Source organism: Streptomyces sp. 3MP-14 (genome assembly GCF_006334905.2).
Classification (GTDB): domain Bacteria; phylum Actinomycetota; class Actinomycetes; order Streptomycetales; family Streptomycetaceae; genus Streptomyces; species Streptomyces triticirhizae.
The window spans coordinates 165,099-177,256 of the sequence record NZ_VDLZ02000004.1; the positions used below are offsets into that span (position 1 = coordinate 165,099).

A 12,158-nucleotide genomic window follows, 5' to 3' on the forward strand; every position below is an offset into this window, starting at 1 on the left:
GAACTGGCCTGCCCGACCGTGCCGTCGGCGAAACCCCCGTGCGCCGGTCAGACGGGAATGCTCCGGGGCGGCGGGAGCGCGCCGGGGAGTTCGCGTGGGTCGCGCCGCTCGTGCTCCGCGCCCACCGGCGGCTGCGGCTGGACCGGCACCCCGAAGGTGGTGAACGCGGAACGCTCGGGCAGCCGGTAACGCGGCTGGTCGCTCAGCGCGTTGACGATGGTCGCCGCCCGGTGCGCGATCAGCCCCAGGTCGGGTGCGCCCACGCCGTGGGTGTGGCGCTCGGCGTTGAGCACGAAGACGCTGCCGGTGATCCCGGCGCCGAGGGCCAGCCGGTAGTCCTCGTCGACCTGCGGGCGGCCGGCGGCGTCCCGGGCCAGGTCGGCGTCGAGGCCGGCGAGCACGGAGGTCAGCGGGCGCTCGCGGTAGCCGGTGGCCAGCACCACGGCGTTGGTCAGCAGCCGGCTACGGCCGCCCTCCGGCTGGTGGTTGAGGTGGAGTTCGAGCTGGTGGGCGCCGACCCGGCCGGCGGTGCGGACGGCCACGCCCGGGCTGAGCACCGCGTCGGGCCAGCCGTCGGTGACGGTGCGCCGGTACAGCTCGTCGTGGATCTCGCCGAGCGTCTCGTGGTCGATCGCCCGGTACAACTGCCACTGCTCGCGCAGCAGTCGGTCCCTGACCGGCTCGGCCAGCTCGCGGAAGTAGCGGGCGTAGTCGGGCGTGAAGTGCTCCAGGCCGAGCTTGCTGTACTCCATGGGCGCGAACGCCGGGCTGCGGCTGATCCAGTGCAGCCGCTCGGCGCCGGCGGGGCGGCGGCGCAGCAGGTCGAGGAAGACCTCGGCGCCGGACTGGCCGCCGCCGATGACCGTGATGTGGCCGGCCTCCAGCAGGCGTTCGCGGTGCTCCAGGTAGTCGGCCGAGTGGATCACGGGGGCGGTGGCCCTGGCGTCGATCAACGGCCGCAGCGGCTCGGGGACATGAGGCGCGGTGCCGATGCCGACGGCGAGGTTGCGGGCGTACACCCGGGCCGTGCCCGGGGCGGCGGGGCCGGCGCCGGGCGCGAGCGGGGTGAGGTCGACGTCGAAGACGCCGTGCTCGGCGTTCCAGCGGACGGTGTCGACCCGGTGGTGGAAGTGGAGCGAGGGCAACTGCTCGCTGACCCAGCGGCAGTAGTCGTCGTACTCGGCGCGCGGGCAGTGGAAGCGCTCCGAGAAGTAGAACGGGTAGAGCCGCCCCTGGTGCCTGAGGTAGTTGAGGAAGCTCCAGGGGTTGGTGGGGTCGGCGAGCGTCACCAGGTCGGCGAGGAAGGGCACCTGGAGCGTGGTGCCGTCGATCAACAGCCCCGGGTGCCAGCGGAACTCGGGCCGCTGCTCGTACCAGGCGGCCCGCAGGTCGGGGTGGTCGTCGGCGAGCGCGGCCAGGGCGAGGTTGGCGGGGCCGATGCCCACCCCGACCAGGTCGAGGGGGTAACGGGGGTCAGCGGCGGTCATCCGGCGGCTTCCTTTGGCTGGGGAGGGGATGGGGAAGGGGGGCGAGCGGGGTTCCGCCGCGGTCGGCGGAGCGGGGTCCGGGGTCGGACGGGCGCGGGCGGGCGGGGTCGGCGGCGCGCTCCAGCACGAGCTTGAGCAGGGCGGCCAGGTCGCTCTCCTGGGTCCGGGGGTTGAGCAGGGTGGCCTTGAGCCACAGCGTCCTGCGGCCGCTGGCGTCGGGGGCCCAGGCCCGGCCGAGCACGGTGCTGCCGTCGGCGAGCAGCCGGCGGCGGACGGCGGCGACGCGTTCGTCGTCGACGCCGGTGGGACGGAACAGCACCGTGCTGATGGCGGGTGGGGCGTGCAGGGTCAACCCGGGCTCCTCGGCGATCAGTTGGGCCAGCAGCCGGGCGGCGGCCAGCACGTCGTCCACCAGGGCGGCGAGCCCGGCGCGGCCCAGGGCGCGCAGGGTGACGGCGACCTTGAGGACGTCGGCGCGGCGGGTGGTGCGCAGCGAGCGGCCGAGCAGGTCGGGCAGGCCGGCCTCGGTGTCGTCGTCCGCGTTCAGGTAGTCGGCCCGGTGGGCGAGTGGTATCAGGGCGGCCCGGTCGGGGACGGTCAACAGCCCGGCGGCGATGGGCTGCCAGCCGAGCTTGTGCAGGTCGAGGGTGACGGTGTCGGCGCGTTCGACGCCGGCGAGCAGGTGGCGGTGGCGGGCGCTGAAGAGCAACGGGCCGCCGTAGGCCGCGTCCACGTGGAGGCTGGCGGGGCGGCGCCGGCGCTCGTCGGCGACCAGGTCGGCGAGCGCGGGCAGCGGGTCGATGGCGCCGCTGTCGGTGGTGCCGGCGGTGGCCACCAGCAGGGCGTGCGCCCCCGGCGGGAGGCGGTCGAGGGCGGCGCGCACCGCCGCCGGGTCGAGCACCCCGCGCGGGGTGGGCAGGGTGAGCGGCGCGGGCAAGCCCAGCAGCCAGGTGGCGCGTCGGGTGCTGTGGTGGGCGTTGGCGCCGCAGATGACGCGGGGCGCGGCGGGGTGGCGCTCGCGGGCCAGCAGCACGCCCAGCAGGTTGGACTCGGTGCCGCCGGTGGTGACCAGGGCGTCGGGGGACGGGCCCGACGGGTGGACCAGCGCGGCGAGTTCGGCGGTGACCCGGCCTTCCAGGGCGGAGGCGGCGGGCGCCTGGTCCCAGGAGTCGAGCGAGGGGTTGAGCGCGCTGGCCGCGAGGTCGGCCGCGGCGGCCACGGCCAGCGGCGGGCAGTGGAGGTGCGCGACGCAGTGCGGGTCGGCCGGGTCGGCCGCGCCGCGCGCCAGCGCGTGCACCAGGGCGCCCAACGCCTCGTGCGCGCCGGTGCCGTGCTCGGGGAGGATCGTTCCGTCGATGGTCGCGGCGGGCGCGGCGGGCCCGCCGGCCGGGAGGGGGCCGCAGCGCTCGGCGGCCCCGTCGGCGAGCGCGGTGAGCACCGTCTCCAGCAGCGGACGCAGGCTCGCCGCCCCTGAGCAGCCGCCGGCGAGCAGCGTCGAATCGAGCGGGATGGGGGCAGGCATGGGCGGGACTCTCCAACGGCCGACGGGGCGTGGGTGCGCATGGAAGCGCACGGGATCGCGTGGACAGCCCAAACGCTATGCGGTACTTCGTGCCCCACCCGCCACTTTGGCCCGCTTTCCCCCTATAGAGCGAAGCGGGCCGACGCGCCACCCCTCCGAGGTGGTAAGGGGACCCTAACCCACCGGAGGGCCGGCGGGTCCCGGTCCGCCTCAGCCGGCCGCGCGGACCCGCAACGCCCGCCGCAGATCGTCGAGTTGGTCGGCCAGCGCGCGGCGCAGCGCCGGCGTCGGCCCGCCCGCTCTTCCGTCCGTGGCCAGGCACTCCTCGCCCAGCGCGAGGGTGGTGGCGTCGGTGAACGGGTGGGGGAAGCCGTCGCGTCCGGCGGCCGTGGCCAGGGCGTGGCCCCGGCGCTCGGCCAGCGCGGTGGCGGCCGGGAAGTAGCGCGGCACATAGCCGGCCAGCAGCTCGCGCTGCTCCACCTGCCAGAAGCCGTGTGCGGTCGCGGTGAAGAGGTAGTTGGAGAGCCGGTCCTCGGGATCGAACATCGCCTCCCAGGCGGCCTCCTTGGCCGCCGCGTCCGGCAGCGCGGCCCGGCAGCGGGCGGCGCCCCGCTGGCCGGTGGCGCCGGGGTCGCGGAGGGCCTCGGCGTCGATCTCGCCCCGGTCGATGGCGCCCAACACGGCCAGCCGGTGCAGGAGTTGCCAGCGCAGGTCCTGGTCGAGCTCGGGCCCGCCCGGCACCGCGCCGGCGCGCCACCACTCCAGCAGGGCGTCGGGCGCGTCGGCGGCGCCGATGGCGGCGCGCACCGCGACCAGTTGCCGCGCCTCGTCGCCCGGCGCGCCGGCCCGCAGCCGGTCGGCGATCTCCCGGACCAGGGCGAGCGCCTCGGCGCGCCGGTCGTCGGGCAGGTAGCGCCCGGCGAGCGGGCCGCCGGCGAAGCCGAGCACCCCGCTGACGATCACGGTCGCGCTCTCGTCCGGCAGGTGGCGCCTGGCGGCCTCCAGGTAGTCGAACGGGGCGAGTTCGCCGTCCCTGACCATGTCGCGCGCCGCGTTCCACACCACGGTGCGGCTGAGCGGGTCGGGCAGGCTGGCCAGAGTGCGCAGCGCGGTGGACCAGGAGCGTTCGTCCAGGCGGACCTTGGCGTAGCTGAGGTCCCCGTCGTTGACCACCAGCAGGTCGGGGCGGGAGCCGGGGAAGGTGTGCTCGACGGTGGCGGTGCCCGTTCCCGGGGTCGCGCCGGCCGGCAGCTCGATCTCGTACTGGGCGCGGGGCAGGACGTGTTCGGGCCGGGTGGGGTCGATGTCGTAGGCGCCGAGCCGCAGTCGGTGCGGGCGGCCGCCGCCGTGGGTGAGGGTGAGCCGCCAGCGGTCGTCGGGGCCGTCCTCGGCGACGGGCGCGAGGGTGTCGGGGCCCGGGGTGCGCAGCCAGGCGTCGGCCCAGTCGTGCACGGGGCGGCCGGAGGCGCGGGCCATCGCGTCGATGAAGTCGGCGAGGGTCGCGTTGCCGAAGCGGTGGCGGGCGAAGTGGTCGTTGATCCCGGCGAGGAAGGTGTCCTCGCCGAGCCAGGCGACGAGTTGGCGGAGCGCGGAGGCGCCCTTGGCGTAGGAGATGCCGTCGAAGTTGAGCCAGGCGGAGGCCGTGTCGGGCACGTCGTCGGGCCGGGGCGCGACCGGGTGGGTGGAGGGGCGCTGGTCGGCGTCGTAGCCCCAGGACTTGCGGGTGACGGCGAACTCGGTCCAGGGGGTGTGGGCGGTGGCGTCGTGCAGGACCTGGTAGCCGAGGTACTCGGCGAAGGACTCGTTGAGCCACACGTCGTCCCACCAGCGCAGGGTGACCAGGTCGCCGAACCACATGTGCGCCATCTCGTGCGCGATGACGACGCCCCGCACCTCGCGCTCGGTGTCGGTGACGGCGGACTGGAAGACATAGGTGTCGCGGAAGGTGACCAGGCCCGGGTTCTCCATGGCGCCGGCGTTGAACTCGGGGACGAACGCCTGGTCGTAGGAGTCGAACGGGTAGGGCTCGTCGAAGATCTCGTGGAAGCGGTCGTAGCAGCGCCGGGTGATGTCGAACAGCTCCTCGGCGTCCCGGTCGAGGTCGGCGGCGAGCGAGCGGCGGGCGTGGAGGCCGAAGGGCAGCCCGGCGTGTTCGGTGGTCACCGAGTGGTAGGGGCCGGCGACCACGGCGAGCAGATAGGTGGAGATCGGCGGCGTGGGCGCGATGTGCCAGCGGCCCGGCCGGTCGGGCTCGCGGCTGGCGCGGCCGTTGCCGAGCACGGTCCACTCCTCGGGCGCGGTGACGGCCACCTCGAAGACGGCCTTGAGGTCCGGCTGGTCGAAGGCGGCGAAGACCAGCGGGGCGTCGGTCATGCAGCACATGGTGTAGAGGTAGGTCAGCCCGTCGGCCGGGTCGGTGAACCGGTGCATCCCCTCGCCGGTGCGCGAGTAGGGCATCTCGGCGACCACGGTCAACTCGTGTGCGCCGGCGTCGAGTCCGGTCAGCGGCAGCCGGCCGTCCACCAGGTCGGCCGGGTCCAGCCGCCGGCCGTCGAGGGTGGCGGAGGCCAGCGTGGCGGGGCGGAGTTCGACGAAGGTGGCGCCGGCCTCGTGGGCCGTGAAGCGGACGGTGGTCGTCGAGCCGAAGACGTCCTCGCCCCGGGTGAGGTCGAGGTCGAGGGTGTAGCGCTCGACGGTGATCAGCCGGGCTCGGGCTTCGGCTTCCAGACGGGTCAGTGTTGCCATGGCGTCATGCTGCCGCACGGCGGGGCCGGCGGACCAACGAGTTGGGCGGCTCGGCGCGTTGGCCCCCGCCGGGCGCGGCATTGGCCCGGCGTTCGGGCGCCGCGCCGGTCCGCCGTGCGGTACCGGAACCGGGTGCGGGGTCGTCCACATGGGAGAACGCGCAGGTCACGGGGGTGCGTCCGGGGCCGGCGGCGGATTGGTCCAGTCCAAAGCCTTGACGCCTTCGGGGGCCAGCCCTTGAATCGGGTGCCGGAGCGAAGGGACCGCCGGAGCGAGAGCCGCCCCGGTTGTCAGGGCCCTGCCACGCCCCTGGCGGGCCACGCCCCGAGGCACCCGGCGACCCCACGCGCCGTCGACACACCAATCCCCCACTCCCGCACCGGAATCGGATGGCACTCGTGACTCCACCCCCACCGGACCACACCGCCCGCCCGTCCCGCACCACCCGCCGCCTCGCCGTCACCGCCGCCGGGCTGCTGGCGGCCGGCGGCCTGGCGCTGAGCCAACTGCCCAGCGCCGGCGCCGAGGAGGCGCCCGCCGCGCCCGCCGACACCGTCCGGCCGGCGGCCGAGGCGATGACCGTCGCGCCCTACCTCTACAACGGCTGGGGCGACCCGCCGGACCCCACCACGGTGATGGACGCCACCGGCGTCTCCTGGTTCACCCTCGCGTTCGTCCTCAGCAACGGCTACTGCGACCCGCAGTGGGACGGGCAACGCCCGCTCGCCGGCGGCGTCGACGAGCAGACCATCGAGACGGTCCGCGCGGCCGGCGGCGACGTGATCCCGTCGTTCGGCGGCTGGAGCGGCAACAAGCTGGAGTCCTCCTGCGGCACCGCCGAGGAGCTGGCCGCCGCCTACCAGCAGGTGATCGACGCCTACGGGCTGGCCGCGATCGACATCGACATCGAGGCCGAGGCGTACGACGACCCGGCCACCCAACAGCGCACCGTGGACGCGCTGTTGGCCGTCCAGGCGGCCAACCCCGGGCTGAAGGTCTACATCACCTTCGGCACCGGCCAGAACGGGCCCGACACCAGCCTGATCCAGCGGGCCGCCGACTCGGGGCTCACGGTGGACGGCTGGACGATCATGCCGTTCAACTTCGGCGGCAACGGCCAGGACATGGGCCAGCTCACCGTCCAGGCCGCCGAGGGCCTGAAGAACTCGCTGGTCGAGATCTACGGCTACGGCGAGGAGGAGGCGTACGGCCACATGGGCATCTCCTCGATGAACGGCACCACCGACGTCGGCGAGACCATCACGCCGGCCGACTTCGAGACGATCCTCGGCTACGCCCAGGACGTCCAGCTCTCCCGGCTCACCTTCTGGTCGGTCAACCGAGACCGGCCCTGCGAGGGCGGCGGCGCCGACAGTTGCTCGGGCGTCGACCAGGAGCCCTGGGAGTTCACCGGCGTGCTCGCCCGCTACATCGGCTGAGCGGGACGGCCTCCGGAGCCGGGGCCGGGACGCTTCGACGCGTCCCGGCCCCGGCCGTCGCCGTTCCCGTTCCCGTCGGTCGGGCCCGGTCAGGCGAACGGCGCGCCCTCCTCGACCAGGCCGAACGACCGGGCGGCGGCCGCCGCCTCCCCCCGCGAGGCGACGTCCAACTTGTCGAGGATGTTGGCCACATGGAACTTCACCGTGTGCTCGCTGATGTGCAGCAGCTCCGCGATCCGCCGGTTGCGGTGCCCCGAGGAGAGCAGGCGCAGCACGTCCAGTTCGCGCGGGTTGAGCGAGGCCGGCGGTCGCGGGCGCGGGCGCTCGGCCGAGGCCAGCGGCAGGGAGACCACCAGGGTGCTGCCCCAGCCCGGCACCGCGTCCAGCGTCAACTCGGCGTCCAGCGCGGCCAGCCCCTCGACCAGCCGCCGGATGCCGGGATGGTCGGTCGTCAACTCGCCGGGACCGTCGTCCCGCACCGACAGCCGCAGCGTCCCGCCGTTCACCGTCCAGGCCACCCGCACCCGGCCCAGGCCCGGCTGCTCCAGCATCGTCAACACGGCGCCGCGCACCGTCGCGTAGGCCGCGCCGGCGACGGGGGCCGGCAGGAGCCGGGCCGGCTCGTCCGGCTCCCCCAGCTCCAGCCGCACGTCGTTGTGGCGCATCAACAGCACCAGCTTGTCGGCCAGTCGGGAGAAGACGTCCGCCACGCTCTCCGCCGGCCCGGCCGCGTCCGGGCCGCGCTCGCCCGCGCGCAGCTCCACCAGCGCGGCGGCGGCCAGGTCGGTGGCGGTGGCCCGGGCCGCCGCGTCGGTCAGGGCCCGGGAACGCAACGCCCCCAGCACCGTGGTGAGCGCCATCGCCTGCGCGTCGGTCAACTCGGCGGCCAGCCGCGCCCGTTCGTCGGCGACCGCGCGGCCCACGCCCAGCTTGGCCGGTTCCATCCGCGCGTTGAGCGTGGCGATGTGGACGCTGGTCAGCTGCCACAGCAGCCACGCGATCCGGGCGCGCGCCCGCGTCGGGGGCGCGGCGCGGTCCTCGTCGAGCACCACGGCCAGCAGCGCGCCGGCGGAGCCGCTCGGCCGGGCGGGAACGGCGAGCACGGGGTGGCGCTCGCCGGCGGGGCCGAGCGCGGCGCGGTCGAAGCACGGCTCGTCCATGGCCACCTCCTCGGCCAGCCGCCGCAGCTCGGCGAGGGCCCCGGGGCCGGTCAACGTCGCGTCGCCGTGCCACTTCAGCGCTGAGGCGGCGCAGTCGCCGGTGAGCAGCAGCAGGGTGTGGTGCGGCACGACCCCGGCCAACACCTTCGACAGCCGCCCGAGCACCTCGGGCAGCGGCGCCCGCAGCAGGTCGACGACGCCCGTCAGCAGCCGCTCCGGGCCGGCCGGGCCGGTGTCCGTCTCCTCGTTCGCTCCCGCGTCCATGGGCCGACCCTAGACGCCGGCCGCGCGCCGGCGCCCCGCTCCTTCGGGCGGGGCGCACCCGCTCCAACGGGCGGTCCGGCGGGCGGCGTTGACCGGTGACGCTCGTTCTCCGGCCGTGTCGACCACGGCCGGACGGCACCGCGAAGGCCGGGCCGCACCACGAAGGCCGGACGGCACCGCGAAGGCCGGACGGCACCACGAAGGCCGGACGGCACCGCGAAGGCCGGACGGCACCGCGAAGGCCGGGCCGCACCCAACGACCGGGAGAACGACATGCCCCTCGACCGCGCCGCGCTCAGCGCACTGCTCACCGACCTCGGCCTGCTGGTGGGCCGCCTCGGGATCGGCGTCATCCTCTTCGCCTACGGCTGGCAGAAGCTCACCGACTGGACCGTCGAGGGAACGGCGGAGATCATGTCCGGCGGCGGGGTGCCGCTGCCGACGCTCAGCGCCTACTTCACCACCTGGGTCGAACTGCTCGGCGGGGCCGCGCTGGTGCTCGGCGCCGCCGTGCGGCTGGCCGCGTTGCTGGGCGCCTTCGTGATGGCCGGCGCCTTCGGCTATGTGCACGGGAGCAACGGCATCTATGTGGACGCCGACGGCTTCGGCTTCGTGCTGGCCATCGGCGTCACCTGCCTGCTGCTGGCCGGGACCGGCGCGGGCCGGCTCTCCGTCGACCACCTGCTGGCCGGGCGGCTGCCCTCGCCGCTGGGGCGGTCCGGCGCGCGGGCGCGCGCCCGCGCGGGGAGCGCCGGGGGCGCCGCGTGAGGCCCGGGCGCCGGGCGGCGGCGGGCTGGAGCTGGTTCGCGCGCCGGCGCGCGCCTCGCGGCGGCGGCGCCCCGAACTCGCCTGTCGCGCACGCCTGTTGAGGCGCCTCCCCGGCCCCCGGGGGCGGGCGTTGTCAGTGGTCTCCGCTACTCTTCCGCGCACCGTCGAAATGCCGGAGAGCCGGGGTGCTCGCGGGAGACCGCAACCGCCCGTCAGCAGGTGAGGGAGTCAGATGCGCATAGGTATCACCGGCCACCGGGGGCTGCCGGAGGCCATCGCGACCCGGGTGCGCGCCGGGCTCCGCGCCGAGTTGGCGCGCCACGCGCCGCACGGGTTGGTGGGCGTCTCGTGCCTGGCCGACGGGCCGGACAGCTGGTTCGCCCGCACCGTGCTGGAGCTGGGCGGGCGCGTCGAGGTGGTGATCCCGGCCGACGACTACCGGAGCGTGCTGCCCGCCTGGCACCACCCGGAGTACGACGCCCTGGTGGCCGCCGCCGACGCGGTCCACCGCACCGGGCTGGCGACCGCCGACGACCGGGCGTTCATGACGGCCAGCGAGGTGATGGTGGGGCTGGTCGACCGGCTGCTGGCCGTCTGGGACGGCGAGCCGGCGCGCGGCTTCGGCGGCAGCGCCGACGTGGTCGCCTACGCGCACCGGGTCGCGCTGCCCGTCCGCGTCCTGTGGCCGGAGGGCGCGGTGCGCGGCTGACAAGCCTCGCCCCTTCGCTCGGCAGCGGGCGACAACGGCAGACAACGGCAGACAACGGACAATCCAGCGGGTCCTTCACTGCCCGCCGCACAGGGCGTTGTCGACGAGGTCGGCCATCTCCTCGTCGATCAGGTCCTGTCGGTCGTCGCCCACGGTGTCGAAGCTGTTGATGGCGACGGTCACCGCCCGCTCGCCGTCCTGCGTGACCCCGCCCTCGGCGTGGTAGCCCATGATCGTGCCGCCGTGCCCCCAGTAGTAGCCACCGCAGCTCAGCCTGCGGCGTTCGATCCCCAGCCCGTAGTGCGTGTCCGGGCGGCCGGGGATCTCGCGCGCCCGCAGCAGCTCGGCGCGCTGGGCGGGCTCCAGCAGCTCGCCGCCGAGGAGGGCGGTCAGGAAGCGGTCCACGTCGCGCGGCGTGGAGACCAGCGCGCCGCTGGCCCCGGCCAGCGTCGGGTTGAGGACCGTGGTGTCGACCCGGAGCCCGCCCTCGACGCCGTCCTCGGGGTAGGTGTGGTAGCCGCGCAGGAACGGGGCCGGCAGGTGCGGCCCGTCCTCGGGAAGCTCCGTGCCCGTCAACCCCAGGGGCTCGACGAGGCGTTCGCGCACCTCCTCCTCCCACGAGCGGCCGGTCACGCGCTCGATGATCAGGCCGACCAGGACATAGTTGGTGTTGGAGTACGACCAGCCGTCCCCGGGCTCGAACTCCGCCGGGGACCGCAGCGCGCCCCGCACCAGTTCCTCGTCGGCGTAGTGCCGCAGGTGGTGGTCCCGGTAGCCGGCCGCCGAGTAGAACGCGGGCACCAGCTCGCTCCGGCCGAGGAAGTCCGGGATGCCACTGGTGTGTTGGAGGAGGTGCCGGACCGTGATCCGGCTGCCGTCGTTGTCGTTGCCGGTCACCAGGCCCGGTAGCCACTCCTCCACCGTGGAGTCCAGCGACAGCCGTTCCTCGCCCACGAGTTGCAGCGCGACCGTGGCGACGAACGGCTTGATCAGGCTGCCGACGCGGACGCGCGCGTCGGCGCGCGCGGGGGCGCCCGTGTCCAGGTCCGCGCTGCCCGCGTGCGCGGTCACCGTGCCGTTCGGCGTCTCCAGCACGGCCGTGACGCCGACGGCGCCCGCCCGGTGCACGGCCGCCGCGTCGCGTCGCAGGGCGCCCGCGTTCTCGCCCACGTTCTCGCCCACGTTCTCCCCGGCGAGGGCGGCGGTGCCCGTACCCCCGAGCACCCCGGCCAGCGCGGCGCACGCGAGGACGACCGCCGCCCCGCGCCGGCGCCGCCGACGACGGGCGGCGCCCACCGCCTCGGCGCCGTTCTCCCCGGGGCTCCGCCTCGCCCCGTACCGCGCCCGGTGCTCCGCCGGGAACTTCGCCGGGCTCTCGGCCGGGCCCTTCTCCGCCTTCGACTTCCACATTCCGCCAGCCTGCCGGCCCCGGCCGCCCACCACCATCGGGCCAACCCCCCGGGGAGGGTGGGGACAACCCGAGGACGGCGGCGCGCAACCCGTCGGCCACGCCCGGCCGTTGACCGCCCTCAGCCGCCAACCGCCCCCGGCGTCGGACGTTACTCGGGCCGCGCCCCTTCCCTGCCGAGCCGTTCGCCGGCGATCGTCTCGTGGTGGCGAATGACCTCGGCAATGATGAAATTGAGCAGCTTCTCGGCGAAGGCCGGATCGAGCTTGGCGTTCTCCGCCAGCTGGCGGAGCCGCTCGATCTGCCGGGTCTCGCGGGCCGGGTCGGCCGCCGGCAGGTCGTGGTCGGCCTTGAGGCGGCCGACGCGCTGGGTGCACTTGAAGCGCTCGGCCAGCATGTGGACCACGGCCGCGTCGATGTTGTCGATGCTGTCGCGCAGCGCGACCAGCTCGGCGGCCACGCTCTCGTCCAGACCGGCGGGCGTCCCGGGCCCGTCGCTGCTCTTCTCCATGGTCACACCCTATGTCCGGCGTCTCCACCCCGGGCCGGGGCCGCCGCTTTCGAGCGGGCGGGCGCGCGGGGGTCCCAGGGTCAGGTCCTCATCTCGCCCTCCCTTTGCGGGCGTTAAGCGGGCGCGTCCTAGGATGAGGGCGCCC

8 protein-coding genes and 1 pseudogene are annotated in these 12,158 nt (G+C 75.3%); 3 read left to right on the top strand and 6 right to left on the bottom strand.

The annotated features are described in order from the left end of the window. Positions 1 to 47 precede the first annotated feature (47 nt). From FH609_RS07515 to pepN, 3 genes are all read right to left on the bottom strand, one after another. Complete coding sequence (locus FH609_RS07515) at positions 48 to 1,487, bottom strand: lysine N(6)-hydroxylase/L-ornithine N(5)-oxygenase family protein (RefSeq protein WP_139666525.1); 1,440 nt, start codon at positions 1,485 to 1,487, stop codon at positions 48 to 50. Further along, positions 1,474 to 3,009 (bottom strand): pyridoxal phosphate-dependent decarboxylase family protein, encoded by a 1,536-nt coding sequence (locus FH609_RS07520; RefSeq protein WP_139666524.1) that lies wholly within the window; start codon positions 3,007 to 3,009, stop codon positions 1,474 to 1,476. The genes FH609_RS07515 and FH609_RS07520 overlap by 14 nt, the downstream gene beginning before the upstream one ends. Positions 3,010 to 3,219: 210 nt before the next feature. Continuing rightward, positions 3,220 to 5,754 carry an aminopeptidase N gene (gene pepN, locus FH609_RS07525; protein WP_139666523.1) on the bottom strand — a complete coding sequence of 845 codons (2,535 nt, stop codon included), beginning with the start codon at positions 5,752 to 5,754 and terminating at the stop codon, positions 3,220 to 3,222. Positions 5,755 to 6,218: 464 nt separating this feature from the next. Here pepN and FH609_RS07530 point away from each other — a divergent pair. Beyond that, positions 6,219 to 7,193, top strand: a pseudogene (locus FH609_RS07530) (chitinase); the annotation flags it as partial. 89 nt (positions 7,194 to 7,282) lie between these two features. On the opposite strand, the gene FH609_RS07535 reads toward FH609_RS07530, so the two are convergent. Next, positions 7,283 to 8,617 carry a helix-turn-helix transcriptional regulator gene (locus tag FH609_RS07535; protein ID WP_139666521.1) on the bottom strand — a complete coding sequence of 445 codons (1,335 nt, stop codon included), beginning with the start codon at positions 8,615 to 8,617 and terminating at the stop codon, positions 7,283 to 7,285. 273 nt (positions 8,618 to 8,890) lie between these two features. Here FH609_RS07535 and FH609_RS07540 point away from each other — a divergent pair, with 273 nt between their 5' ends. Further along, positions 8,891 to 9,385, top strand: coding sequence for a DoxX family protein (locus tag FH609_RS07540; protein WP_139666520.1), 495 nt, complete (start codon positions 8,891 to 8,893; stop codon positions 9,383 to 9,385). A 232-nt stretch (positions 9,386 to 9,617) separates the two neighbouring features. After that, positions 9,618 to 10,094 carry a hypothetical protein gene (locus FH609_RS07545; RefSeq protein ID WP_139666519.1) on the top strand — a complete coding sequence of 159 codons (477 nt, stop codon included), beginning with the start codon at positions 9,618 to 9,620 and terminating at the stop codon, positions 10,092 to 10,094. Positions 10,095 to 10,169: 75 nt separating this feature from the next. On the opposite strand, the gene FH609_RS07550 is transcribed toward FH609_RS07545, so the two are convergent. Further along, positions 10,170 to 11,504, bottom strand: coding sequence for a serine hydrolase domain-containing protein (locus FH609_RS07550; RefSeq protein ID WP_139666518.1), 1,335 nt, complete (start codon positions 11,502 to 11,504; stop codon positions 10,170 to 10,172). 149 nt (positions 11,505 to 11,653) lie between these two features. Further along, positions 11,654 to 12,013 carry a chorismate mutase gene (locus FH609_RS07555; protein ID WP_122184819.1) on the bottom strand — a complete coding sequence of 120 codons (360 nt, stop codon included), beginning with the start codon at positions 12,011 to 12,013 and terminating at the stop codon, positions 11,654 to 11,656. Positions 12,014 to 12,158: the final 145 nt, after the last annotated feature.

What these genes read in the sequence shown, in the direction of transcription:
- FH609_RS07520 (WP_139666524.1), bottom strand. Translation starts at nt 3,009, where the DNA reads ATGCCTGCCCCCATCCCGCTCGATTCGACGCTGCTCGCCGGCGGCTGC.
- FH609_RS07550 (WP_139666518.1), bottom strand. Translation starts at nt 11,504, where the DNA reads ATGTGGAAGTCGAAGGCGGAGAAGGGCCCGGCCGAGAGCCCGGCGAAG.
- FH609_RS07535 (WP_139666521.1), bottom strand. Translation starts at nt 8,617, where the DNA reads ATGGACGCGGGAGCGAACGAGGAGACGGACACCGGCCCGGCCGGCCCG.
- FH609_RS07540 (WP_139666520.1), top strand. Translation starts at nt 8,891, where the DNA reads ATGCCCCTCGACCGCGCCGCGCTCAGCGCACTGCTCACCGACCTCGGC.
- FH609_RS07555 (WP_122184819.1), bottom strand. Translation starts at nt 12,013, where the DNA reads ATGGAGAAGAGCAGCGACGGGCCCGGGACGCCCGCCGGTCTGGACGAG.
- pepN (WP_139666523.1), bottom strand. Translation starts at nt 5,754, where the DNA reads ATGGCAACACTGACCCGTCTGGAAGCCGAAGCCCGAGCCCGGCTGATC.
- FH609_RS07515 (WP_139666525.1), bottom strand. Translation starts at nt 1,487, where the DNA reads ATGACCGCCGCTGACCCCCGTTACCCCCTCGACCTGGTCGGGGTGGGC.
- FH609_RS07545 (WP_139666519.1), top strand. Translation starts at nt 9,618, where the DNA reads ATGCGCATAGGTATCACCGGCCACCGGGGGCTGCCGGAGGCCATCGCG.